24 protein-coding genes are annotated in these 21,663 nt (G+C 73.1%); 10 read left to right on the top strand and 14 right to left on the bottom strand.

What is annotated here, in order from left to right:
• Positions 1–75 precede the first annotated feature (75 nt).
• Positions 76–459 carry an ATP-binding protein gene (locus Prubr_RS17420; protein WP_212826732.1) on the top strand — a complete coding sequence of 128 codons (384 nt, stop codon included), beginning with the start codon at positions 76–78 and terminating at the stop codon, positions 457–459.
• 3 nt (positions 460–462) lie between these two features.
• Here Prubr_RS17420 and Prubr_RS17415 read toward each other — a convergent pair whose 3' ends face one another.
• Positions 463–858, bottom strand: coding sequence for a hypothetical protein (locus Prubr_RS17415; protein WP_212826730.1), 396 nt, complete (start codon positions 856–858; stop codon positions 463–465).
• A gap of 42 nt (positions 859–900) precedes the next feature.
• Here Prubr_RS17415 and Prubr_RS17410 point away from each other — a divergent pair, with 42 nt between their 5' ends.
• On the top strand, positions 901–1,851 hold the full coding sequence (locus Prubr_RS17410) for a diacylglycerol/lipid kinase family protein (RefSeq protein ID WP_212826728.1): 951 nt from the start codon (positions 901–903) through the stop codon (positions 1,849–1,851).
• Positions 1,852–2,277: 426 nt separating this feature from the next.
• Positions 2,278–2,535, top strand: coding sequence for a WhiB family transcriptional regulator (locus Prubr_RS17405; RefSeq protein ID WP_212826726.1), 258 nt, complete (start codon positions 2,278–2,280; stop codon positions 2,533–2,535).
• Positions 2,536–2,710: 175 nt separating this feature from the next.
• On the opposite strand, the gene Prubr_RS17400 is transcribed toward Prubr_RS17405, so the two are convergent.
• The 4 genes from Prubr_RS17400 to Prubr_RS17385 form a co-directional block, all read right to left on the bottom strand.
• Positions 2,711–3,472 (bottom strand): sirohydrochlorin chelatase, encoded by a 762-nt coding sequence (locus tag Prubr_RS17400; RefSeq protein ID WP_425518055.1) that lies wholly within the window; start codon positions 3,470–3,472, stop codon positions 2,711–2,713.
• A gap of 25 nt (positions 3,473–3,497) precedes the next feature.
• On the bottom strand, positions 3,498–4,253 hold the full coding sequence (locus tag Prubr_RS17395) for a phosphoadenylyl-sulfate reductase (protein ID WP_212826724.1): 756 nt from the start codon (positions 4,251–4,253) through the stop codon (positions 3,498–3,500).
• The gene (locus tag Prubr_RS17390) at positions 4,250–4,405 is read right to left on the bottom strand and encodes a hypothetical protein (RefSeq protein ID WP_212826722.1); all 156 of its coding nucleotides are present in this window, start codon (positions 4,403–4,405) and stop codon (positions 4,250–4,252) included. The genes Prubr_RS17395 and Prubr_RS17390 overlap by 4 nt, the downstream gene beginning before the upstream one ends.
• A gap of 89 nt (positions 4,406–4,494) precedes the next feature.
• Positions 4,495–6,189, bottom strand: a complete 1,695-nt coding sequence (locus Prubr_RS17385; RefSeq protein WP_212826721.1) for a nitrite/sulfite reductase — start codon at positions 6,187–6,189, stop codon at positions 4,495–4,497.
• A 441-nt stretch (positions 6,190–6,630) separates the two neighbouring features.
• Between Prubr_RS17385 and Prubr_RS17380 the strand changes: the two genes are divergently transcribed.
• Entirely contained in the window at positions 6,631–8,112 is a 1,482-nt protein-coding gene (locus Prubr_RS17380; RefSeq protein WP_425518026.1) for a glycosyltransferase family 39 protein, read from the top strand.
• A gap of 119 nt (positions 8,113–8,231) precedes the next feature.
• Here Prubr_RS17380 and Prubr_RS17375 read toward each other — a convergent pair whose 3' ends face one another.
• Both Prubr_RS17375 and Prubr_RS17370 read right to left on the bottom strand, forming a co-directional pair.
• Positions 8,232–9,749, bottom strand: coding sequence for a PAS domain-containing sensor histidine kinase (locus Prubr_RS17375; protein ID WP_212826719.1), 1,518 nt, complete (start codon positions 9,747–9,749; stop codon positions 8,232–8,234).
• 24 nt (positions 9,750–9,773) lie between these two features.
• Positions 9,774–10,808: an SIS domain-containing protein gene (locus tag Prubr_RS17370; protein ID WP_212828163.1), complete on the bottom strand. Its 1,035-nt coding sequence runs from the start codon at positions 10,806–10,808 to the stop codon at positions 9,774–9,776.
• Positions 10,809–11,026: 218 nt separating this feature from the next.
• Between Prubr_RS17370 and Prubr_RS17365 the strand changes: the two genes are divergently transcribed.
• Complete coding sequence (locus Prubr_RS17365; RefSeq protein ID WP_212828162.1) at positions 11,027–12,847, top strand: tetratricopeptide repeat protein; 1,821 nt, start codon at positions 11,027–11,029, stop codon at positions 12,845–12,847.
• A 5-nt stretch (positions 12,848–12,852) separates the two neighbouring features.
• On the opposite strand, the gene Prubr_RS17360 is transcribed toward Prubr_RS17365, so the two are convergent.
• On the bottom strand, positions 12,853–13,365 hold the full coding sequence (locus Prubr_RS17360; protein ID WP_212826717.1) for a GNAT family N-acetyltransferase: 513 nt from the start codon (positions 13,363–13,365) through the stop codon (positions 12,853–12,855).
• Positions 13,362–13,577 (bottom strand): biotin/lipoyl-binding carrier protein, encoded by a 216-nt coding sequence (locus Prubr_RS17355; RefSeq protein ID WP_212826715.1) that lies wholly within the window; start codon positions 13,575–13,577, stop codon positions 13,362–13,364. The genes Prubr_RS17360 and Prubr_RS17355 overlap by 4 nt, the downstream gene beginning before the upstream one ends.
• A 179-nt stretch (positions 13,578–13,756) precedes the next feature.
• Between Prubr_RS17355 and Prubr_RS38240 the strand changes: the two genes are divergently transcribed.
• A complete protein-coding gene (locus tag Prubr_RS38240) occupies positions 13,757–13,831 on the top strand; it encodes a 50S ribosomal protein bL37 (protein WP_370461611.1) in 75 nt (24 codons plus the stop codon).
• 96 nt (positions 13,832–13,927) lie between these two features.
• On the opposite strand, the gene rsrA is transcribed toward Prubr_RS38240, so the two are convergent.
• The 5 genes from rsrA to Prubr_RS17330 all read right to left on the bottom strand — a co-directional run bounded on the left by rsrA (position 13,928) and on the right by Prubr_RS17330 (position 17,351).
• Entirely contained in the window at positions 13,928–14,212 is a 285-nt protein-coding gene (rsrA, locus tag Prubr_RS17350; protein WP_212826713.1) for a mycothiol system anti-sigma-R factor, read from the bottom strand.
• A gap of 6 nt (positions 14,213–14,218) precedes the next feature.
• On the bottom strand, positions 14,219–15,028 hold the full coding sequence (locus Prubr_RS17345; protein WP_281425925.1) for a sigma-70 family RNA polymerase sigma factor: 810 nt from the start codon (positions 15,026–15,028) through the stop codon (positions 14,219–14,221).
• Positions 15,029–15,305: 277 nt separating this feature from the next.
• Positions 15,306–15,929, bottom strand: coding sequence for an alpha/beta hydrolase family protein (locus Prubr_RS17340; protein WP_212826709.1), 624 nt, complete (start codon positions 15,927–15,929; stop codon positions 15,306–15,308).
• Positions 15,930–16,044: 115 nt separating this feature from the next.
• Complete coding sequence (locus Prubr_RS17335) at positions 16,045–16,434, bottom strand: WhiB family transcriptional regulator (protein ID WP_212826707.1); 390 nt, start codon at positions 16,432–16,434, stop codon at positions 16,045–16,047.
• Positions 16,435–16,622: 188 nt separating this feature from the next.
• Positions 16,623–17,351, bottom strand: a complete 729-nt coding sequence (locus tag Prubr_RS17330) for an SOS response-associated peptidase (protein ID WP_212826705.1) — start codon at positions 17,349–17,351, stop codon at positions 16,623–16,625.
• Between the two features lie 98 nt (positions 17,352–17,449).
• On the opposite strand from Prubr_RS17330, the gene aroA reads away from it, so the two are divergent.
• The 4 genes from aroA to Prubr_RS17310 all read left to right on the top strand — a co-directional run bounded on the left by aroA (position 17,450) and on the right by Prubr_RS17310 (position 21,656).
• Entirely contained in the window at positions 17,450–18,748 is a 1,299-nt protein-coding gene (aroA, locus tag Prubr_RS17325) for a 3-phosphoshikimate 1-carboxyvinyltransferase (RefSeq protein ID WP_212826703.1), read from the top strand.
• 126 nt (positions 18,749–18,874) lie between these two features.
• Positions 18,875–19,786 carry a ribosome small subunit-dependent GTPase A gene (rsgA, locus tag Prubr_RS17320; protein WP_246568775.1) on the top strand — a complete coding sequence of 304 codons (912 nt, stop codon included), beginning with the start codon at positions 18,875–18,877 and terminating at the stop codon, positions 19,784–19,786.
• A gap of 89 nt (positions 19,787–19,875) precedes the next feature.
• Positions 19,876–20,670, top strand: coding sequence for a histidinol-phosphatase (gene hisN / locus Prubr_RS17315; RefSeq protein WP_212826701.1), 795 nt, complete (start codon positions 19,876–19,878; stop codon positions 20,668–20,670).
• Positions 20,671–20,792: 122 nt separating this feature from the next.
• Positions 20,793–21,656, top strand: coding sequence for a hypothetical protein (locus tag Prubr_RS17310; protein ID WP_212828157.1), 864 nt, complete (start codon positions 20,793–20,795; stop codon positions 21,654–21,656).
• Positions 21,657–21,663 lie beyond the last annotated feature (7 nt).

The raw sequence follows: 21,663 nt of genomic DNA, 5'->3' as shown, positions 1-21,663 counted from the left end.
GTCGGGCGTCCGGGGCGGTAGAGTCCGCCATCGGGGGAGGGCATGGTGGGCCAACTCACGACAGACGTCCAGCCGATGGTCGATGACGACATCGTGCTGTTGACGGTGCCCGCCGACGGTGGCTACCTCGGCGTGCTACGTACGGCTACCGCCGGGCTCGCCGCCCGGCTGCAGTTCGCCCTCGACGAGATCGAGGACCTGCGGATCGCCGTCGACGAGGCGTGCGCGATGCTCCTGGCGATCGCGCCCCGGGGCACCGAGCTGCGGTGTCGCTTCGCGGTGACCGACGACGCGCTGACCGTCGAGGTCACCGTGCCGACGGTGCCGGAGGCCCGGCTGCCCTCGGAGTCGTCGTTCGCCTGGAAGGTGCTGACGGCGCTGACCACGTCGGCCTCGGCGAGCACCTCCGGTTCCGAGGCGACCATCAGGCTGCTCAGTCGCCGCGCCACCGCCCACTGACGGCTATCCCAGCCCGAGGGCCCTGGTGGTCGGCGGGCTCACCAGCAACGCGGTCACCAGCAGGCCGAGGGCGATCAGCGGTAGTCCCAGCCAGCCCAGACCGCCCTGGATCATGTAGTAGCCGATCGGCAGCAGCATGAGCTGGAGCACGATCGCCGGGGCCCGCGCGCCGGCCCGCCGCCGGCGCAGCGCCACCGCGAGCGCCCAGAGGGCCAGCGCGCCGGCGATGGCGAAGCCGGTCAGCAGCAACGCTGTCGCGAGGTCGTTGGCGGTGGCGGTCAGGTCCTGCCAGACGAGGTAGGCCGCGACCAGGCCGAGCGCGACCGCCTCACCGATCAGCAGCCGTACGGCCCAGCGCAGCGGTGACGGGGCCGCCTGGTCCGAGTCCGAGGTCGTCACGGCGCCACGATACCCGCGCCGGTGCGCGGTACAGTCCCGGGAATGCAGGCCCTCCTGGTGGTGAACCCGAAAGCCACCACGACCAGCGAACGCGGCCGTGACGTGCTCGTCCGGGCGCTCAGCACCGAGGTCGACCTCACGGTGCGTTACACCCGACGGCGCGGCCACGCGGTGGCGCTCGCCCGGGAGGCGGCCGAGCAGGGCATCGACCTGGTGGTGGCGCTGGGCGGTGACGGCACGGTGAACGAGACCGTGAACGGTCTGATGACCGCCGCGCCGCCCACCGTCGACCCGGCGCAGCCGCCGGCGGCACGGTTGCCGGCGCTGGCGGTCGTACCCGGTGGGTCGACGAACGTCTTCGCCCGGGCCCTCGGGCTGCCGAAGGGGTGGGCGGAGGGCACCAGCATGATCCTGGAGGGACTGCGGCTGGGCCGCTACCGCACGATCGGGCTGGGGCTGGCCGACGACCGATACTTCACCTTCTGCGCGGGGTTCGGGCTGGATGCCGAGGTGATCCGGCGGGTCGAGGGGGCTCGCCGGCGCGGTCGGGTGTCCACGCCCGGGCTCTACATGCGCTCGATCCTCAACCGCTACTTCCTGGCGTCCGACCGGCGGCACCCGGCGATGACCCTGGAGCGGCCGGGCGAGGAGGACGTGACGGAGTTGGCGACTGCCATCATCCAGAACACCGCGCCGTGGACGTACCTCGGTGACCGGCCGGTGAACCCGAATCCGGACGCGTCCTTCGATCTCGGACTCGACGTGCTGGCGCTGGGCCGCCTCCGGGTGCCGACCACGGCGTTGACGATGGCGCAGTTCATCACCCGCGACGCCGGACCGCACGGCAAGCACGTGTTGCGGTTGCACGACCTGGCCGAGTTCACCCTCGTGTCGGAGCGGCCCCAGGCGTTCCAGCTCGACGGCGACTACCTCGGCGAGCGGGAGAAGGTTCGGTTCACGGCTGTGACGGACGCGCTGCGAGTAATCTGCTGAGACCCGGGTAAGGGGTGTGCGACCGGGTCCAGAAGAGTACGGCGAGACACCTGCCTGATATGCCTGCAATGTCGGGCGGACTGTACTACATTGACTAGTGGCTGTGGGACACCGGGCGACGGCAAGCGCTGGAAACCGGACAAAGGGGTCGTGAGCTTGCTCACCCGTTTAGATTTTTTCTGAGCGCCACCCTTGACATCGCCAGAGTTCGTGAAAGCATTCACAAGCGAACTGAGTTACCGGGATGTTGCGCGGACGCGCCCATTGGGACGCGCACCGATCGATCTCCCAGAGGTTTCATAGCCTGCTCACGCACTGCTGATCCGACGGATGCACTCCGTTGCGTTCCAGCCGTGCGGATGCAATATAGGGAATAAAGATCAGCGTGTTTATCACCACCGATCAAGAATGAGGAGTGTTGCCGCCATGGACTGGCGCCACCATGCTGCCTGCCGCGATGAGGACCCGGAGCTGTTCTTCCCGATCGGGACGTCCGGCCCCGCTCTGCTGCAGGTGGAGCAGGCCAAAGCCGTCTGTCGGCGCTGCCCCGCGACCGACGAGTGCCTCAAGTGGGCGCTCGAATCGGGTCAGGACGCCGGCGTCTGGGGCGGAATGAGCGAGGAAGAGCGGCGCGCCGTTAAGCGCCGCGGCGGCCTTCGGGTCCTGCGCGCTCACTCTGCCTGACCAACCAGCTTCACAGGAAACGCCCCGGGAAACACTCCCGGGGCGTTTCGCTGTATATGAGTTCCGTACACCTTTAACTACGCAGCGGTGCGTCTCGCCGAATGTGAACCGTCGGTGGATCACTCACCCATCGAATGCCGACTATTCACTCGGTGACCGCAAGGGATACGGGCAGTCAGGCAGCAAGTAGCGAAACCGGAGATTTTCCGGCCAGCTCGACCCGGTCGAGGACCAGCCGGGCGATTTCCGGAGCGCCCTCCAGCGGCTCGGCGACGCCTACCGCCCCCGCCGACCGCGCCGCCGCGGCCGCCTCGGCGTACAACCGGCCGGGAGCGAGAAAGTACGCCGCCACCCCGACCCGCCGCGCGCCCCGCGCCCGGAGCCGCGCGACCGCCGTACCGACCGCAGGCGGCGCCGCGGACGCGTACGCGGCCACGCAGGGCAGCCCCAGCGCGGCGCCGAACGCGGCTGCCGCCAGGTCGACGGTGGCCCGGGCCGCCGCGTCCCGGGTCCCCGCCGCGGCGAGCACCACGGCGTCGAAACCCGCGCCGGCGGCGGCCAGCCGCCGTGCCAGCCCGCCCAGCAGACCGGGATCGACGATGCCGCCGGCCGGCCCGAGCACCGTCGACACCCGGACCGGGATCCGCAGCCCGTCCGCGTACGCGTCGGCCACCGCCGCCGGAATGTCGACCCGGCCGTGGTAGGCGGCGGTGAGCAGCAGCGGCACCAGGGTGGCCCCGGTGTGCCCGGCGGCCGCCAGGGCGTGCAGGACGTCCGCCGGACGGGGCGCGGTGTGGTCCAGGTATGCGGGATGGACGGTCACCGCCGGATCGGCGACCTCGACCGCCCGCGCCAACGCACGGGTGGCGGCCGCCGCCCGGGGGTCACGACTGCCGTGGGCGACCAGGACCACGGGGTCGACCGGCGACGCCGTCAGCGCGCCGCCACGGCCACCGGAACGGTCAGGTGTGGAGACCACACTCGGTCTTCTCGAACATCGCCCAGCGGCCCGCTCGGGGATCCTCGCCGGCCTTCGTACGCCGGGTGCACGGCCAGCAGCCGATCGAGGTGTAGCCCTGCCGGAACAACTCGTTCACCGGCACGTTCCACCGCGAGATGTATGCGTCGACGTCCGCCTGCGTCCAGGCCGCGATCGGGTTCACCTTCACCCGGCCGCGCCGGGCGTCGAAGGTCACCACCGGCGTGTTGGCCCGGGTCGGCGACTCGTCCCGGCGCAGCCCGGCGGCCCAGGCGTCGTAGTCGGAAAGCGCCCGCTCCAGTGGCTCCACCTTGCGCAGCGCGCAGCACTCGTCGGGCGCCTTCGAGAACAGCCGCGGCCCGTACTCGCCGTCCTGCTGACCGACGGTCATCCGGGCCCGGATCGACCGCACGTTGACCGGCAGGGTACGGGCGACCGTGTCCCGGACCTTCAGCGTCTCCGGGAAATGCAGCCCGGTGTCGAGGAAAACCACGTCCACGCCGGGCGCGACCCGCGACACCAGGTGGGCGAGCACCGCGTCGGCCATCGAACTGGTGACGCAGAACCGCTCGCCGAACTCCTCCGCCGCCCAGCGGGCGATCTCCTCGGCCGGGGCGCCCTCCAGTTCGCGGGCCGCCGTCTCGGCGAGCGCCTTCAACTCCTCCGGACGCCGGCGCGTCGGTGCGACCGGTCCGGCAAGACTGACCAGGCCGAGGTCCGTGGCGGAAACCGGCTTCATCGGGTCACCCCCTTCGCGAGCAGGCCGTTGAACTTCACGGTGAAGACCCGGGCGCAGGCGTGGCACTCCCAGGCGCCGTGCGACTCCTCGTTGGGCCGCAGGTCCTCTTCACCGCAATAGGGGCAGTACAGCGGCGCCGCCCGCTCACTCACGGCGTCACCTCGCTCCGCTCGGCGCCGCCGTGTCCGACGCGGAGCCTGTTGGTTCGCTCGCTGCGCTCACTCACGGTTATCCACCTCGCTCACCGCAGTTCCTCCTCGTCGACGCGGACGACCCAGTCGGCGAACGACTCGCCTTCGGTCCGGCCGGCCAGGTAGCGGCGGGCCAGCCGCTCGACGTACTCGGGAAGTTCCTCGGCGGTGGTCTTGAGGCCGCGCAGCTTGCGGCCGAACCCGGCGGTCTGCCCCTGCGCCATCCCGAGGCCGCCGCCCAGGTGCACCTGGTAGCCCTCGACCTGTTGGCCGTCCGGGCCGACCACCAGTTGGCCCTTCAGGCCGATGTCGGCGACCTGGGTGCGGGCGCAGGCGTTCGGGCAGCCGTTGATGTGGATCGAGATGTCGGCGTCGAACTCGCGCAGCCGCTCCTCCAGCCGGGCCACCAGCTCGGCGCCGCGTGCCTTGGTCTCGACGATCGCGAGCTTGCAGTACTCGATGCCGGTGCAGGCCATCGTGCCGCGCCGCCACGCCGACGGGCGGGCCTCCAGCCCGATCCCCCGCAACGCGGTCACCAGCGGTTCGACCCGGTCCGGCTCGACATCGAGGACCAGGAGCTTCTGGTACGGCGTCAGCCGTACCCGGTCGCTGCCGGCAGCTGCCACCACGTCGGCGAGCCGGCTGAGCTGCGCTCCGGAGACCCGGCCGACGACCGGCGCGGCGCCGACGTACGACCGGCCGTCGTTCTGCGCGTGCACCCCGATGTGGTCGACCGGCTTGCCGGGCAGGTCGGGCGCCGGCCCGTCGAGCAGGGTCCGGCCGAGGTATTCCTTCTCCAGGATCTCGCGGAACTTCTCCACGCCCCAGTCGGCGACCAGGAACTTCAGCCGGGCCCGGTGCCGCAGCCGGCGGTAGCCGTAGTCGCGGAAGATCGACACGACGCCGACCCAGACGTCGGGCACCTCGCCGAGCGGCACCCAGACGCCGAGCCGCTGGGCGAGCATCGGGTTGGTGCTCAGTCCCCCGCCGACCCAGAGGTCGAAGCCGGGGCCGTGCTCGGGGTGGTCGACACCGACGAACGAGATGTCGTTGACCTCGTACGGTGTGTCGGCCAGCCAGGAGATCGACGACTTGAACTTGCGCGGCAGGTTGGAGAAGGCGGGGTCGCCGACGTACCGCTCGACGATCTCGTCGATGGCCGGGGTGGGGTCGACCACCTCGTCGGCGGAGACTCCGGCGACCGGGCTGCCGAGCACGATGCGCGGACAGTCGCCACACGCCTCGGTGGTCTGCAGGCCGACGGCTTCGAGCCGCCGCCAGATCTCCGGCATGTCCTCGACCCGGATCCAGTGCAGCTGGATGTTCTGCCGGTCGGTGATGTCGGCGGTGTCCCGGGCGAACTCCTGCGAGATGTCCGCGATGACCCGCAACTGGGCCAGGTTGAGCTGACCACCGTCGATACGGACCCGCAACATGAAGTATTCGTCGTCCAGCTCGTGCGGCTCCAGCACGGCGGTGCGACCGCCGTCGATGCCGGCCTTACGCTGGGTGTAGAGACCCCACCAGCGGAACCGACCGCGCAGGTCCTGCGGGTCGATCGAGGCGAAGCCCTGGTGGGCGTAGATGTTCTCGATCCGGGCCCGTACGTTGAGCGGGTTGTCGTCCTTCTTCGTACGCTCGTTCGGGTTGAGCGGCTCGCGGTGGCCGACCGCCCACTGGCCCTCACCACGTGGCTTGCGGGCCGCCCGGGCCGGGGGGCGGGGCGAGGTGCTGCTGACCGCCATCGCGGCGTCCTCCTGCTTGGGTTGCTCTGCGGTGGACGCGGTGTGCGGACGGCCGCCCCGTGGAATCCGGGGCCTTGCGACGTCGGTGTCGGGAGCCGGCGCGGTGCGCGCCCGAGAGAGAGTTGTCGGGCGGGGTCAGTGGGCCGGACAGATGGCGCTGCGGACGCGGCCGTAGTCCACGTGGCGGCGGGCCACGAGACGGCGGTCGACAGCGTCGGTCATGACGACCATGCTGCCACACCAGCGTCCCACCAGCCAGAGAGTGCGGTTTCGATCCCACATGACGGTCCGGCTGTGGGAGGCTTCACAACAGGCAGGAAATAGCCGACTAATCGGGACCAATGCCTTGTAGGGCGTATTTTGTTTCGTCGGATCACGTCACCTGTTCGATCCTCTCCGGGCCGTACGGCATGGTGGTGGCCGGCCCTGGCGACGCTCGCGGTGACCCTGGTCCAGATCGGCCGGCCGCAACCCTGGCGCGACGAGCTGGCCACCTGGAGCGCCGCCACCCGCGACCTGCCCGACCTGCTCCGGATGGCGCGGACCGTCGACGCCAGCGCGACACCGTACTACCTGCTCATGCACTTCTGGACGGCCGTCTTCGGCGACTCCCCCACCGCACTGCGGCTGCCGTCCGCGCTGGCCATGGCCACCGCCGCCGGGCTGACCGCGGTCCTCGGGAGCCGCCTTTTCGGACCCCGCGCCGGACTGCTCGCCGGGCTGCTCTTCGCCGTCGCGCCCAGCACCTCCCGGTACGGGCAGGAGGCCCGTCCGTACGCGCTCGTCACCATGCTGGCCCTGCTGACCACCCTGCTGCTGACCCGCGCCCTCGACCGACCCACCTGGCGGCGCTGGCTCGCGTACGGGCTCGCGGTGACCGGGCTCGGCCTCTGCCACCTCGTCGCGTTGACGCTGCTCGCCGGCCACGCCGTCGCCGTCCTGCTCGCCCTGCGGCGAACCCGTGACCGGCGGCTGCTGCGCTGGCCGGTGGCCCTGCTGCCGGCGGCGGTGGCGATCACCCCGCTGGTGCTGCTCGGTGGCGGTCAGCACCAGCGGCAGCTCGCCTGGGTGGGCCGGCCCGACCTCGGCGAACTGGTCCGCTTCCCGGGTGGGGTGACCGGCGCGGCGGCGGTCGGCGGCGCACTGGCCGTGCTGGCCGCCCTGGGGTTCGCCGGGCTGCTCACCCGGCCGGGGACCGGCGACGGCACCGCCCCGCCCACGCCGACCGACACCGCCCCGGCCGGTGGGGCCGGTGACCACCCCGACCGGCCCGACCGGCTCGGGCGGCGGGGATGGGCGCTGGTGCTCGGGGCGTGCGTGCTGCTACCGGCCGCCGGGCTGTTCGTCGCCGGGCTGGTGACCCCGCTGTGGGTGCCCCGCTACCTGGTCTTCACCGTGCCGTTCGCCGGTCTGCTCGCGGCGACCGCCCTGGTCACCGTCCGGCTGCGGGCCGCGCTGTCGGTGGTCGCGGTGGTCGCCGTACTCGGCGGGCCGGAACAGGCCGGCGTCCGCCGGACCCACGAGTGGCCGCGGTCGCGGCCGGTCGACTACGCCGGCGCGGCGCGGATCGTCGACGCGGGCGCCCGGGCCGGGGACGGCATCGTCTACTCGCCGCGCGACGGCTGGCGGTTCCTGGACCTCGCACTCGCCTACCACCTGCGCGCGGGGCGGCCGGACGACCTGCTCGCGGTCCGCGACCCGGTGCGCGCCGGCAGTCTGTGGGCCGACGAATGCCCGGACCCGGCCGCCTGCCTGGCGCCGGCGGGCCGGGTGTGGCTGCTGCTGTCCGGCGAACACGGCGCCGATCCCCTCGCGGCGGTACCGGAGCCGAAGGCGGGTGCGTTGCGGGCCGGCTTCACCGTCGAGCGGATCTGGACCGTCGACGGCCTGACGATCACCCTCCTGGTCCCCCCCGCCCGCTGACCCCCACCCCCGGCCGGCGGCCGCCGCAAGATCGTCGTGATCAGGGAGTCTGCGCGGCGCCACGCCGACGACACGCCCGACGTACTCCCTGATCATGCGGATCTTGGACGGGCCGGCGGTCAGCGTTTGGTCAGCGGGACGACCAGGATCGCCTCGGTGCCGCCCTCGGCACGGTTGCGCAACTCGATGGTGCCGCGCAGCTCGCCGGTGGCCAGGGCACGGACGATCTGCAGGCCGAGCCGGCCGCCCCGCTCGGCGTCGAAGTCGGCGGGCAGGCCACGGCCGCTGTCGGCCACCGTCACGTGCAACTGCTTGCGGAACCGGTAGGCCGAGACCACCACCTCGGCAGGCGTCGCGGCCGGCGGTTCCTCGCCGGGCGGCGGGAAACCGTGCTCGACCGCGTTGAGCAGCAACTCGTTGAGCACCATCGCCAGTGAGGTGGCGATCTCGGCCGGCAGCACCCCGAAGGTGCCCTCCCGGCGCATCCGAATCGACGTCTCGGTGGTCGCCACCTCTGCCGCCGCCACCGCGATCCGGTCGATGATCTGGTCGAACTCCACCTCTTCGTCCGTGGACATCGACAGCGTCTCGTGGACGATCGCGATCGACGCGACCCGGCGGACGGACTCCTCCAGCGCCGCCTTCGCCGCCGGGATGCCGACCCGCCGGGCCTGCAGACGCAGCAGGGCGGCAACCGTCTGCAGGTTGTTCTTCACCCGGTGGTGGATCTCCCGGATGGTGGCGTCCTTGGTGATCAGGGCCCGGTCGCGCCGGCGTACCTCGGTGATGTCGCGGACCAGGACCAGCGCGCCGATCGGCACCCCGGCGGGCATCAGCGGCAGGGCCCGGGTGAGCACCGTGGCGCCCCGGGCGTCGATCTCCTGCCGGCTCGGCGCCTCGCCGCCGAGCGCGGCCAGCACCCGGTTCGCCGCCTCGGTGCCCTCCAGCGGGTCGTCGGCGAGCCGGCCGCTGAGCACCGCCAGGTCCTCGCCGACCAGGTGCGACGCGAACCCGAGCCGGCGGTACGCGGACTGGGCGTTGGGGCTGGCGTAGGTGACCTTGCCGCTGGCGTCGAGCCGGACCAGGCCGTCGCCGACCCGGGGCGCCGACGTGGTCTCGCCGGGCCGGCGCGGCGGCGGGAAGGTGCCGTCGGCGACCATCTGGGCGAGGTCGTCGGCGGTGGTGAGGTAGTTCAGCTCGAGCTGGCTCGGGGTGCGGGCGGTGGACAGGTTGGTGTCCCGCCCGATGACCGCGATCACCTCGCCGGATTCGCCGTCGGCGGCGCGCAGCCGGACCGGGATCGCCTCGTGCCGGGCGGGCGTGTCGCCGTACCAGACGGGGTCGCCCTCCCGCCAGATCCGTCCCTGCTTGTAGGCGATGGTCAGGTGGGCGACCTCGGGGCCACCGATGATCCGGCCGACCTGGTCGTCGAGGTACGCGGTGGGCGCGGTCGTGGGTCGGACCTGGGCGACACACAGGAACGACTCGGCGTCCTCGTCGATCGGCACCCAGAGCAGCAGGTCGGCGAAGGACAGGTCGGAGAGCAGCTGCCAGTCGCCGGCGATGCGGTGCAGGTGGTCGATGTCGACCGCCCGCAGGCCGGTGTGCTCCTCGACGAGGTCACGCAGCGTGGACACCGGGACAGCCTCCCACGGCCGGCGTCAGAGCGTCGACGTGACCTTCTTCAGGCCGCGCGGCGCGTCGGGATCCTCGCCACGGGCCAGGGCCAGCGCGAGGGCCAGTTGCTGCACCGGCAGGATGTCGAGCAGCGGGGCGTACTTCTCGTCCACCGGCGGCACGGCGATCCGGCTGGCGGTGCCGGCGACGTCGGCGGGTCCGACCGCGACGACGTCGGCCCGACGTTCGCCGAGCTTGGCCAGCACCTCGCGCATCGACTCGCCCCCGGGACCCGCGCCGACGACGGCGAGCACCGGCACGTCCGGGTCGGTCATCGCGAGCGGGCCGTGCAGGAGGTCGGCGCCGGAGAAGGCGAGGGCCGGCAGGTAGGACGTCTCCATCAGCTTCAGCGCGGCCTCCCGGGCGGTCGGGTAGGCGTAGCCCCGGCCGGTGGTGACCATCCGGGCGGCGAACCGGTAGCGCGGCGCGAGGCCGCGGGCGGTCGGGTCGTCGAGCAACCGGGCGGCGAGGTCGGGCAGCCCGGCCAGCGCGGCGCGCTCGTCGGCGGGCAGTACGCCGTCACCGGCGCGGATGCCCTCGACGAGCATGAGCAGGGCGAACAGTTCCGCCGTGTACGTCTTGGTGGCGGCCACCGCGCGCTCGTGTCCGGCGGCGACGTCGACGGCGAGTTCGGCGGTCTCGGCCAGCGGCGACGACGGGTTGTTGGTGACGGCGAGGGTGAGCGCGCCGGAGGCCCGGGCCACCCGGAGCACCTCGGTCAGGTCGGGCGATCCGCCGCTCTGGCTGACCCCGACGACGAGGGCGTCGGACAGGTCGGGACGCGCCCCGAAGACGGTGATCGCGCTCGGCGAGGCGAGGCCGGCGGGCAGGCCGAGGCGGATCTCGGTGAGGTACGCGGCGTAGAGCGCGGCGTGGTCGGAGGTGCCCCGGGCGGTGAAGACGACGTGTCGCGGGCGGCGGGCGGCGACCGCGGCGGCCACCTCGGCGATCGGGTCGGCGTGGGCCGGCTCCAGCAGGCGGGCGTATCCGGCCGGCTGCTCGGCGATGTCGGCGGCCATGCCCGCGCCCGGCTGTGGCACCGGATTCTCCCCCATGTCGACCTCCCCGCTCATGCGCGCTTCCCGCGCGTTTCATGCGCAGCTTTGCACGATAGAGACGAATCTAGCAACTATTCGCGCAGCAATGCGCAGTGGATCACGGTCCTCGCCGGCATGGCCTAGGCTGCGCAAGCCCGGAGCCCGATCGGAGAACGAGGAACCACGACGTGTCCGAGGGAATGAACGACCCCCGCCTCTCGGCGGAAGGGGAGCTGGCACTCGCCCGGCTGGCACTCGACGAGGGCGACCTGTCCCACGCCGCCGAGCACGTCGCCGGAGCGGTCGCCCACGCTCCCACGATGCCCGAGGTGCACGAGGTACTCGCCCAGTTCGCCGTACTTCCGGACGGTGGGGTCCCGCTGTTCCCCGTCGACGACCACGTCTTCATCGGCACCGCCGTCGCCCGCGCCCACCTGCTCGCCGCCGCCGGACGGCCCGGCGACGGGCTCGAACTGCTCGCCGCCGCCACCGGCCACGCCCCCGGCGGCGACTGGGCCGGGGTGCCGTGGGTCGCCGCGCCCGAACTACCGGCCCGCCTCGAACCCGAACTGCTGGCCCGGATCCTGATGCAGGTCTGCGCCGGCATCGGCGACCCGGTGCCGGAGGCCGACCGGGGACCGCTGCTGCCGTACCTGGTCCTGGCCCGGCACTCGGTCACCGAACACCCCGGGCACGGTCTGCTGCTCGGCGCCGCGTCCGCACTGGCCCGGCGACTCGGCGAGGTCGCCCTCGCCGTCGACTGGGCGGGCCGGGGCGTGGCCGCCCTGCCGTCGAAACTCTCCGAGGTGTGGCTCGGCTACGCCTACCGCAGCGCCGGCCGGACCGCCGAGGCGATCGAGGCGCTGCGCCGGGCCGTCGCACACGACCCCGACGACCTGTCGGTGTACGCCGACATCGCCGGCACCCTCGCCGACCACGGCCGGCTCGACGAGGCCATCGGCTGGACGGACCGGGCGCTGGCCAAGGACCCGACCTTCGACTGCGCCGTACACACCGCCCACCGGCTGCGCTACCGGCGCGACGGCGACCTCGCCCACCTGGTGGCCCTGGCCGACTTCCAGCGCGACCACCCCGACAACTCCCACGAGCACAACGACCTCGCCGAGTGCTGCCAGGACCGGCCCTGGCTCGGTCACCTGCCGACCGCCTCGGAGGCGGTCGCCAACGTGCTGCGGCAGGCGCTCGCCGAGAAGGCGACCCCGCACCGGCTGACCGTCAGCGGCCTCGAGCCGCCGAGCGCGATGCGTGCCGTCGCCGCCGCCCTGCCCGACGCGGAGGTGGTGGTCAGCGGGATCGGCGAGCCCGACATCCGGCAGCCGCGCCGCACCGGCACCCGCCAGCTGTGGCGGTACGACGGCACCGTCGCCACCCCGGCCCTGCCCCCGCCTTCGGCGGTCGCCGGTGAACGCGTACGACAGCTCGCCTACCCGGCGTGGCCGCACCCACCGGCCGCGTACGACCGTGCGGTCACCCTCGCCGCCGTCGACGTCGACGATTTGCTGGCTCTGCTGGTGCACCCGCCGGCCGTACCCGACACCGAACTGGGGGCGGCGCTGGCGAACCACGACCCGGCCCTGTGGGTCCGGTGCGTCCAGGTGTGGGCCTGCCTCGGCCTGCTGCACCACCGCACCGACGAGCCGTGGCCGGACTCGACCCGGCGCCGGGTGCTGGTCGACCTGCTCTGGGGCGTCGAGGACTGGACCACCGAGGCCGCGCTGTTCGCCCTGGTCACGGCGGCCTGGGTCGACCCGTCCGTACGCGCCGACGTGGCCGAGGTGGTGGCCGGGCGGCTGGCCGACGGGGTGGCGGTCGCGCGCACCCGGCCGGTGACGATCAACTGGTCGCTGGCCCAGCTCGCCCTGGCGACTCCCGGGCTCGACAGCGCTGCCGCGACGAGCGCCGCCCGGCTGATCGCCGACGAGACACCGGTCGCGCGGGCCGGGGCGGCCCGGGGCGGGCCGTTGCGCCGGCTGCGCCGGTGGCTGACCGGACGCCCCTGACGTCGCTACCGGCCGGCGGCCGTCAGGTCGTACCGCCAGGCGATGAGGTCGACCCCGGGCACCGGCGACCAGTCGGCCGCGGGCGTACGCACGAAGCCCACCCGGCGGTAGAGCCGGTGGGCCGGTTCGGTGAACGTGCGCGTGGAGATCACCACGGCGTGGCAGCCGAGCGCGGCGGCGCGGGACAGGCAGGCCCGGGTCAGGGCCTCACCCACCCCACGCCCCTGGGCCGCGGGGTCGACCGACAGCATCCGGAACTCGGCCTCGCCCGCACCGGACAGTTCGGCGTACCTGGAGCCGGGCAGCACGAAGGTGACCGAGCCGAGCAGCCGGCCGGACGCCTCGTCGACCGCGACGAGCAACTCGCCGGCCCCGGCCCTGGTCGCCACGTCGGCGAGCGTCGGCGCGTAGCTCCGGTCGTCTTTGAGCTGGCCGTCCGCCTCGTACGCGGCGAGCGTCAGCCGGGCGACGGTGTCGAACTCGGCCGGCTCGGCGAGCCGTACGAGCACCGGACTCATTCGATGACGGCGATCAGATCGCCCTCCTGGACCACGTCACCCTCGTTGACGGCGAGCCGGGCGAGCACCCCGTCGGACTCGGCGACGACCGGGATCTCCATCTTCATCGACTCGAGGATGACCAACGTGTCGCCCTCGGAGACGGAGTCGCCGGCCGATGCGACGACCTTCCAGACGTTCGCCACCATCTCGGCGTGAATCTCCTCGGCCATCGATCGCCCTCCTCGTCGGTGAGTGTGCGTGCGAACGGTATCCAATCATGTACCGGGCCGTGGCGGGATGCGGCCGGGTGAAAGGTGGGGCGGATCGGTCGGGCGGGTGGCGGGGCGGACTAGCATCATCGGGTCCGCTCCCGCCAAACGGGAGAGTCGTTCCGTTCAGGGAGGCCAGCATGGCGAAGAAGGCCCGTAAGAAGAAGGCCCGGAAGAAGAGCGCCGCCAACCACGGCAAGCGCCCCAACTCCTGAGCGCCGACAGTGATCGCCGCCGCCCGTGCCGAAGGTCCGGCAGGGGCGGCGGCGATCGTCGTCTCGGGGGCCGGCGCGACCGGCCGTCCCGACGCTCTAGTCGGGCAGGTATTCGCGGGTCTCGGTCTCGACGACCAGTTCGCTGAGCCGGGCCCGCAACCGGGCGCGCAGCTCGACCGGCGCGATCTCGTTGCCGCAGCACCGCGCCACCAGCGCCTTGACCTCCTGCTCGATGCCGTACTGCCGGAGGCAGGGCGAGCACTCGTCGAGGTGGTCGCGGATCAGGCTGCGTCGCTCGTCGCCGCACTCGAGGTCGAGGTAGAGGTAGACCTCGGCGAGGACGTCGGTGCAGTCGGTCTCGTGTGGTTCACCGCAGCTCACGGTCGCTCACACCTCCTGACCGGCTGATCCGGTCCCGGACGTCGACGGGACCCCGTTGAAGCCCCGGTCGGCAGCGTAGCGCTCCAACATCTTGCGCAGATTCCGGCGTCCACGGTGCAGCCGCGACATGACCGTGCCGATCGGGGTGCCCATGATGTCGGCGATCTCCTTGTAGGAGAACCCCTCGACGTCGGCGAGGTAGACCGCGAGCCGGAACTCCTCGGGCAACTGCTGGAGGGCGTTCTTGATGTCGCTGTCGGGCAGCCGTTCCAACGCCTCGGTCTCGGCCGACTTCAGCCCGCTCGAGGTGTGCGACTCGGCCTCGGCGAGCTGCCAGTCGGTGATCTCCTCGGTCGGCGCCTGGATCGGCTGGCGCTGCCGGCGACGGTAGGAGTTGATGTAGGTGTTGGTCAGGATCCGGTAGAGCCAGGCCTTGAGGTTGGTGCCCTCTTCGAACTGGTGGAAGGCGGCGTACGCCTTCAGGTAGGTCTCCTGGACCAGGTCCTCGGCATCAGCCGGATTGCGGGTCATCCGCAGCCCGGCGGCGTACAACTGGTCGACGAACGGCAACGCGTCGCGTTCGAACCGTGTCCGGCGTTCGTCCGTCTTCTCTGAAGTCAACCGCACGTCTCCTCGCGTGACCCGTCCCGCCGAGGATACGCGCTTGGCGCCGCCGGCAGTTCGGGTTCGGGCGGGAGTGCCGACCGTCACGCCGTCCTGCTCTGGCGTCGCCGGCCACTCGGGAGCCGTGAGGAGCCGCTGGACGCGGGCTGCTTCCCGGTCGCTCTGCTCCCGGCTGCGTCTCTCGGTTCGCACCGGATCAAACCCCCTCGCTAGCGAAGCTTCCGGGGGTTGTAACGCACAGCTACCGCCTGGACATTCCATCCCGGCGGCCACCCACCCTGGTCCCGGCCGTGGCGTGGGCCACCACCGGGACCAGGAAGGGCCTGGGAGAGTTGCCACGGATCCGGCCCCGTGTCGGCCGGCCGGTCCGCCGAGCCTGCCGGCTCACCGGGTGCAACGAGGGCCGACCGGCGCAGGAAACGGTCGGTGGCCGCCGGCCCGGCCGGCCCCGGTTCAGCCGGCGTGCGGGTCAGCCGGCGAAGCCGTGGGCGCGCAGCCAGTCGGTCACCACGGCGGCCGTACCCGCGGGGTCCCGGCGCAGGTCGTGCCCCTCACCCGGACGGACGAGGACCTCGACGCCGGGCGACGCGGACGGCATGCCGAAGGCGTCCCGGTCGCCGTTCACGACCACGGTCGGCAACCCGGTCGCCAACTCGGCGGCCCGGGACCGTTCCGGCCGCCCGGGCGGGTGCAGCGGGAACGCCAGCGCCACCACCGCCGCCGCACCGAGCGTGCTCGCGGTGCGACAGGCGACCCGGGCTCCGCTGGACCGGCCGCCGACCAGCAGCGGCCGGCCGGCGGCGCCCACCGAGGCGTCGGCCCGCAGCGCGGTGACCGCCGTCGACCACGCCTCGTCGAGGTGTCCGGCCGGTGCCGGTGCCCGACGGCCGGCAACCCGGTAGGGCTGGGTCACCCGGACCACGGTCACCCCCGCCGCGACCGCCCGGTCCCGCAGGGCGACCAGGTCGGGCGCGTCGACGTCACCGCCCGCCCCGTGCCCGAGCACGAGCAGGCTCCGCACCGGCCCGGCCCCGGAGTCGAGGGCGAGCCGCGCGGGTCCGCGCGGTGTCGGAACTTCCCAGGTACGCCCCATCCGGCCATTGTGCGCCGCGTGGCCCCGTCGGTGCGGGCGGGTCTGCCCGTGGTACGGCGTCGGTGTGACCGTCGGCCGGTGCGGTGGGCGCCCGGTGGCGGCCCGGGCGGACGGGTCAGCGGCTCGACACCAGGTCGAGCAGCTGGCGTAGGTCGGGACCCGACTCGTCGGCAACGTCCGGGTCCGGCCCGAGCTGGCTGCGCCAGGCCACCAGCATCGCCCGCCGTTCGCGTGGGGTCGTCGCGCCCCACACCCCGTGACAGTCGCCGACGTCCAGCGCCCAGGCGAGACAGGCACCCTGCACGTCGCAGGTGCGGCACAGTGCGATGGCCGCGTCCGCCGGCTCGCTCGGAGCTGGAAAGAACGTTTCTGGGTCCACGCTCTGGCAAACACCTCTGGTCCGCCAGGCATCGTCGAGTTGTCGCTCGTCGAGGGCCCGAATCAGTCTCGGGTCCCTTCGTGCCGCGGCAACCTCGTGCGGGCGTGGCATCCGCGCCCGTGTCATCCACCCACCTCCCCCGTGGGACCGGCAAAGCATCCATGGACGCCATTCGCCCGGTGCGAATCGACACCCACTGCCGGCGCTGTGTTGTATCGCACAAACAGCGGCCGAGACAAGGGTTTGCCGCCCAACAGGGGAAAAAGCGAGACGACATATCGCCCCGAAAAGCAACGAACAGGGTGCGGTTCTGTTCAGAACAATGGCAATTCAACCGGCGCTTCGACAGGTGCTCCGAGCGGTCCCGCCGGCACCCGGGAAACCAGTTCCGGCCCGTCATTGCGGACATCGCCGACCGCCGCTCCGACCGGACGGATCTCGATTCCAGCGAGCGTCTCGTCGCCGGGCGGCACCAACAGGTCCGCCGGATCGCCACCGCCGGCCAGCCAGCCGTCCCAGCGGTCGGCGGTCAGCAGCAGCGGCATCCGGTCGTGGACCAGCGCCAGGTCGCCGACCGCGGCCATGGTCAGCATGCTGCAGGTCAGCAACGGCTCCGGCCCGTCACCCCAGACCGACCAGATGCCGGCCAGGGCGAGCACGCCCCCGTCGCGCGGGGTCATGAAATAGGGCTGCTTGCGGGCCCCGCCGGTGCCGCGTACCCACTCGTACCAGCCGTCGGCCGGGACCAGGCAACGCCGACGGGCGAACGGGCGGGCGTACGCGGCGGTCGTGGCGACCGTCTCGGCCCGGGCGTTGATCATGCGGGCGGCGCCGCGGGCGTCCTTGGCCCACGACGGCACGAGCCCCCACCGGGCCACCGACAGTGTCCGGCCCCCGCGTGTCGTCGACATCCGCACGATCGGCACCGGGTCGGTGGGCGCCACGTTGTAGTCGGCCCCGACCCGCCCGCCCGTGTCGTCGTACGACTCGAAGAGGGCGCTGAGGTCCGCCGCGCTCCGGGTCGTCGCGTACCGCCCGCACATGCGACACACGCTAATCCACCGGCACCACCCGTCCCGATCAGCGGGAGCCGGCCCGGCGTCGGTCCCGGTCCGTCAGAACCACACGGCAGACTGTACGGGTGGCCAATCTGACCGCGGTCCGCCCGACCCAGCCGTGGACCGCACCGACCGCGACCGATCCGGTCGACCTGGGCGTGCACCTGCCCGGCTCCAAGTCGATCACCGCGCGGGCCCTCGTGCTCAGCGCGCTCGCCGACGGCCCGTCGACCCTGCACCTGCCGCTGCGGGCCCGCGACACCGAACTGATGGCCGCCGGGCTGCGCAACCTCGGCGTCGCCGTCTCCACCAACGACGACAACCGCTGGGTGGTCCGGCCGCAGGAACTGCGCGGACCGGCCCGGATCGACGTCGGGCTGGCCGGCACCGTCATGCGGTTCGGGCCGCCGGTCGCCGGCCTCACCGACGGCCCGGTCACCTTCGACGGCGACCCGGTGGCCCGCACCCGGCCGCTCGGCCCGCTGCTCGACGGGCTGCGCGCACTGGGCGTACGCATCGACGCCGCGCCCACCGGCGGCCTGCCGCTCACCGTCCACGGCACCGGTCGGGTGGCCGGCGGCGAGGTCACCATCGACGCCTCCGCCTCCAGCCAGTTCGTCTCCGGGCTGTTGCTGGCCGCACCCCGGTTCGACCGCGGCGTGGTCGTACGTCACCAGGGCCCGCCGGTGCCGTCCGCGCCGCACCTGCGGATGACGACGCGGATGCTGCGCGCCGCCGGTGCCGCCGTCGACGACGGCACCCCGGACCTGTGGGTCGTCGAACCCGGGCGGCTCTCCGGGCGCGAGTGGGAGATCGAACCCGACCTGTCCGGCGCCGTGCCCTACTTCGCCGCCGCCCTCGTCACCGGCGGCCGGGTGACCCTGCGCGGCTGGCCGCACAACAGCGCCCAGCCGGTCGACCAGCTCCGTACGCTGCTGCACCGGCTCGGCGGCGAGGTCACCGTCGACGCCGAGGGACTGACCGTACGCGGCACCGGGACGGTGCACGGCATCGACGCCGACCTGTCCGAGATCGCCGAGCTGACCCCGGCGGTCGCCGCACTCGCCGTGCTCGCCGACGCGCCGTCGAAGCTGCGCGGAATCGCCCACATCCGCGGCCACGAGACCGACCGGCTGGCCGCCCTCGCCCGGGAGCTGACCGGGCTCGGCGCCGACGTCACCGAGACCGCCGACAGCCTCGAGATCCGGCCGCGTCCGCTACGCGGCGGCGGCTTCGAGACCTACCACGACCACCGGATGGCGCACGCCGCGGCGATCATCGGGTTGGCGGTGCCCGGCGTCGAACTCAGCGACGTGACGTGCACCGCGAAGACCCAGCCCGAGTTTCCGGCACTATGGTCGGCAATGGTGACCGGAGACTGAGGGGGCGGACCGCTGGCGGGCAAAAAACGGGAATACGACGAGGACGACGTACGGGTCCGTCCGGGTAGGTCGTCGCGGCCCCGTACCCGTACGCGGCCACGGCACGCCGCCGCTGTCGACGGTTTCGTGATCGCCGTCGACCGGGGCCGCTACACCTGCGTGCTCGACGGGCCGGACACCCGGGTCACCGCGATGCGGGCCCGCGAACTGGGCCGCAAGTCGGTCGTCGTCGGCGACCGGGTATCGCTCGTGGGTGACACCTCCGGTGCACCCGGGGCGCTGGCCCGGATCGTCCGGATCGCCGAGCGCCGCTCGGTGCTGCGGCGGACCGCCGACGACGACGAGACCACGGCCGAGGGCCGGCTGGAACGCGTCGTGGTCGCCAACGCCGACCAGCTCGTCATCGTGACCGCCCTGGCCGACCCGCCGCCGCGCACCGGATTCGTCGACCGCTGCCTGGTGGCCGCCTACGACGCCGACATCGAACCGCTGCTCTGCCTCACCAAGGCCGACCTGGCGGAGCCGGCGGCGATCCTGGACTACTACGCCGAACTCGACCTGCCGTACGTGCTGGTACGGCCCGACTCCGACCTGGGCGAGCTGCGCGAACGCCTCGCCGGTCGGGTCTCGGTCCTCGTCGGCCACTCCGGGGTGGGCAAGTCGACGCTGGTCAACCGCCTCGTTCCGGAGGCCGACCGGGCGGTCGGCACGGTCAGCGCCATCGGCCGCGGCCGGCACACGTCGACCAGCGCGGTCGCCCTGCCGCTGCCCCCGGCGTCCGGTGACACCGATCCGGGCTGGATCGTCGACACCCCCGGCGTGCGCAGCTTCGGGCTGGCCCACGTGTCGGCCGAGAGCCTCCTGCACGGCTTTCCCGACCTGGTCGAGGGCACCGTCGACTGTCCGCCGAACTGCGAGCACACCGCCGGGGAGGCCGAGTGCGCCCTCGACGCCTGGGTGGCCGCCGGCAACGCCGACCCGCGCCGGTTGCAGTCCTACCGCCGCCTGCTGGCGTCCCGGGCGGGCGAGACCGAATAGCGCCGTCCCGGGGTGCCGGCCGCGGCCGGTACCCCGCCCGGTGCGGTCCGCGCGCGGGGCGCTCGCCGGCATCGGCTACGTTTCCCGCCATGGCCCGGTACGCCGACGACCTCGCCCTCGCCCACCTGCTCGCCGACACCGCGGACTCGATCTCGATGGCCCGGTTCCGCGCCCTGGACCTGCACGTCGAGTCCAAGCCCGACCTGACCCCGGTCTCCGACGCGGACACCGCCGTGGAGAAGGCCATCCGCGCCACGCTGGCGCGTACCCGGCCCCGCGACGGGGTGCTGGGCGAGGAGTTCGGGGCGTCCGAGGCCGCCGCCGGCCCGGGCATCCGCCAGTGGGTCGTCGATCCGATCGACGGCACCAAGAACTTCGTCCGGGGGGTACCGATCTGGGCCACCCTGATCGCTCTCATGGAGGGTGACCAGCCGGTCGTCGGGCTGGTCTCCGCCCCGGCGCTCGGCCGGCGCTGGTGGGCCGCGGTCGGGCACGGGGCGTACGCCGGCCGGCACACCGCCGCCGCCACCCCGATCCGCACCTCCGCCGTACGCCGGCTCGGCGACGCCAGCTTCTGCTACTCGTCGCTCTCCGGCTGGGAGGAGAACGGCCGCCTCGACTCGATGCTCAACATCATGCGGCAGAGCTGGCGGACCCGCGCGTACGGCGACTTCTACGGCTACATGCTCCTCGCCGAGGGGGCGGTCGACGTGATGGTCGAGCCGGAGTTGTCGCTGTGGGACGTCGCGGCGCTGATCCCGATCGTCACCGAGGCCGGCGGCCGGTTCAGCGACCTCGCCGGCCGGTCCGGTCCCGGCGGTGGCAGCGCCGTGGCGACGAACGGGCCGCTGCACGAGGACATCCTGCTCCGCCTGACCCCCTAGCGGGTGGCCCGTTCGGATCCCGGATGGCCGGGCGGGTGTCGTGAGCAGCACGAGATGAACCGGGGCGGCGGAGCATCTATCCTCGCCCAGTGATCTCGACGGGTTGGTGTTTCCTGGCGGCGATGGTCGCCGCGTACGGCCTCGCCAACCTCCTCCAGTCGATCGCCGCGACCCGGACCGGACTGCACCACAGGATCGACCTGGGACTGCTGGCCCGGCTCACCTGCCAGCCCGTCTACCTGGTCGGTCTGGGGTTCCAGGTCCTCGGTTTCGGCTTCGCGTTCCTGGCCCGCCGAGACCTGCCGCTGTTCCTGGTGCAGTCCAGCGTCGCCGCCGGGCTGGGGGTGACCGCGGTCCTCGGCGTGCTGGTGCTGCGATGGCGCCTGCCGAGGGCGGAGGTCGCGCTGCTGGTCCTGCTGTTCGTCGGGATCGCGGCGCTGGTGCTGTCGGCCCGGCCGGCGCCCGCCAAGCCGCTCGGCTTCGGCGTGGTGGTCGGGCTGGCGGCGGCCCTGGGCGTGATCGCGCTGCTCGGCGTCTTCGCCGTACGCCTGCACGGCGCGCCCGGCTCGGTGGCGCTGGGCTCGCTCGCCGGGCTGGCGTTCTCCGCCGCCGCGGTGGTGGCCCGCCCGCTGGCGTCGGTCGACTCGTGGGGCGCCTGCGTCCGCAGCCCACTGTTCTACCTGCTGATCGCCCACTCGGTCGTCGGCCAACTGCTGCTCGCGCTGGCCATGCAGCGCGGGTCGACGACGGCGGCGGTGGCGGCCATGGACGCGGCGGGCGCGCTGCCGGCGGCGCTCATCGGCCTGGCCCTGCTCAACGACAAGATCTGGCCGGGTCGGGAGTGGCTGGCGGGGTTCGGTTTCCTGGTCACCCTGGTCTCGGTGATCGGCCTGACCCGGTACGCCGAACCGCAGCACCACCACGCGGTCGGCGGTCGGTCGGGCCACCCGGCGGCCAGGAAGACGGCGCCGGCCGGCCGGCCCTGACCCCGGC

The sequence above is a fragment of the Polymorphospora rubra genome, assembly GCF_018324255.1.
Lineage (GTDB): Bacteria > Actinomycetota > Actinomycetes > Mycobacteriales > Micromonosporaceae > Polymorphospora > Polymorphospora rubra.
The sequence above is the reverse complement of the archived record's forward strand: the minus strand, read 5'-3'. Positions and strand labels throughout refer to the sequence as shown.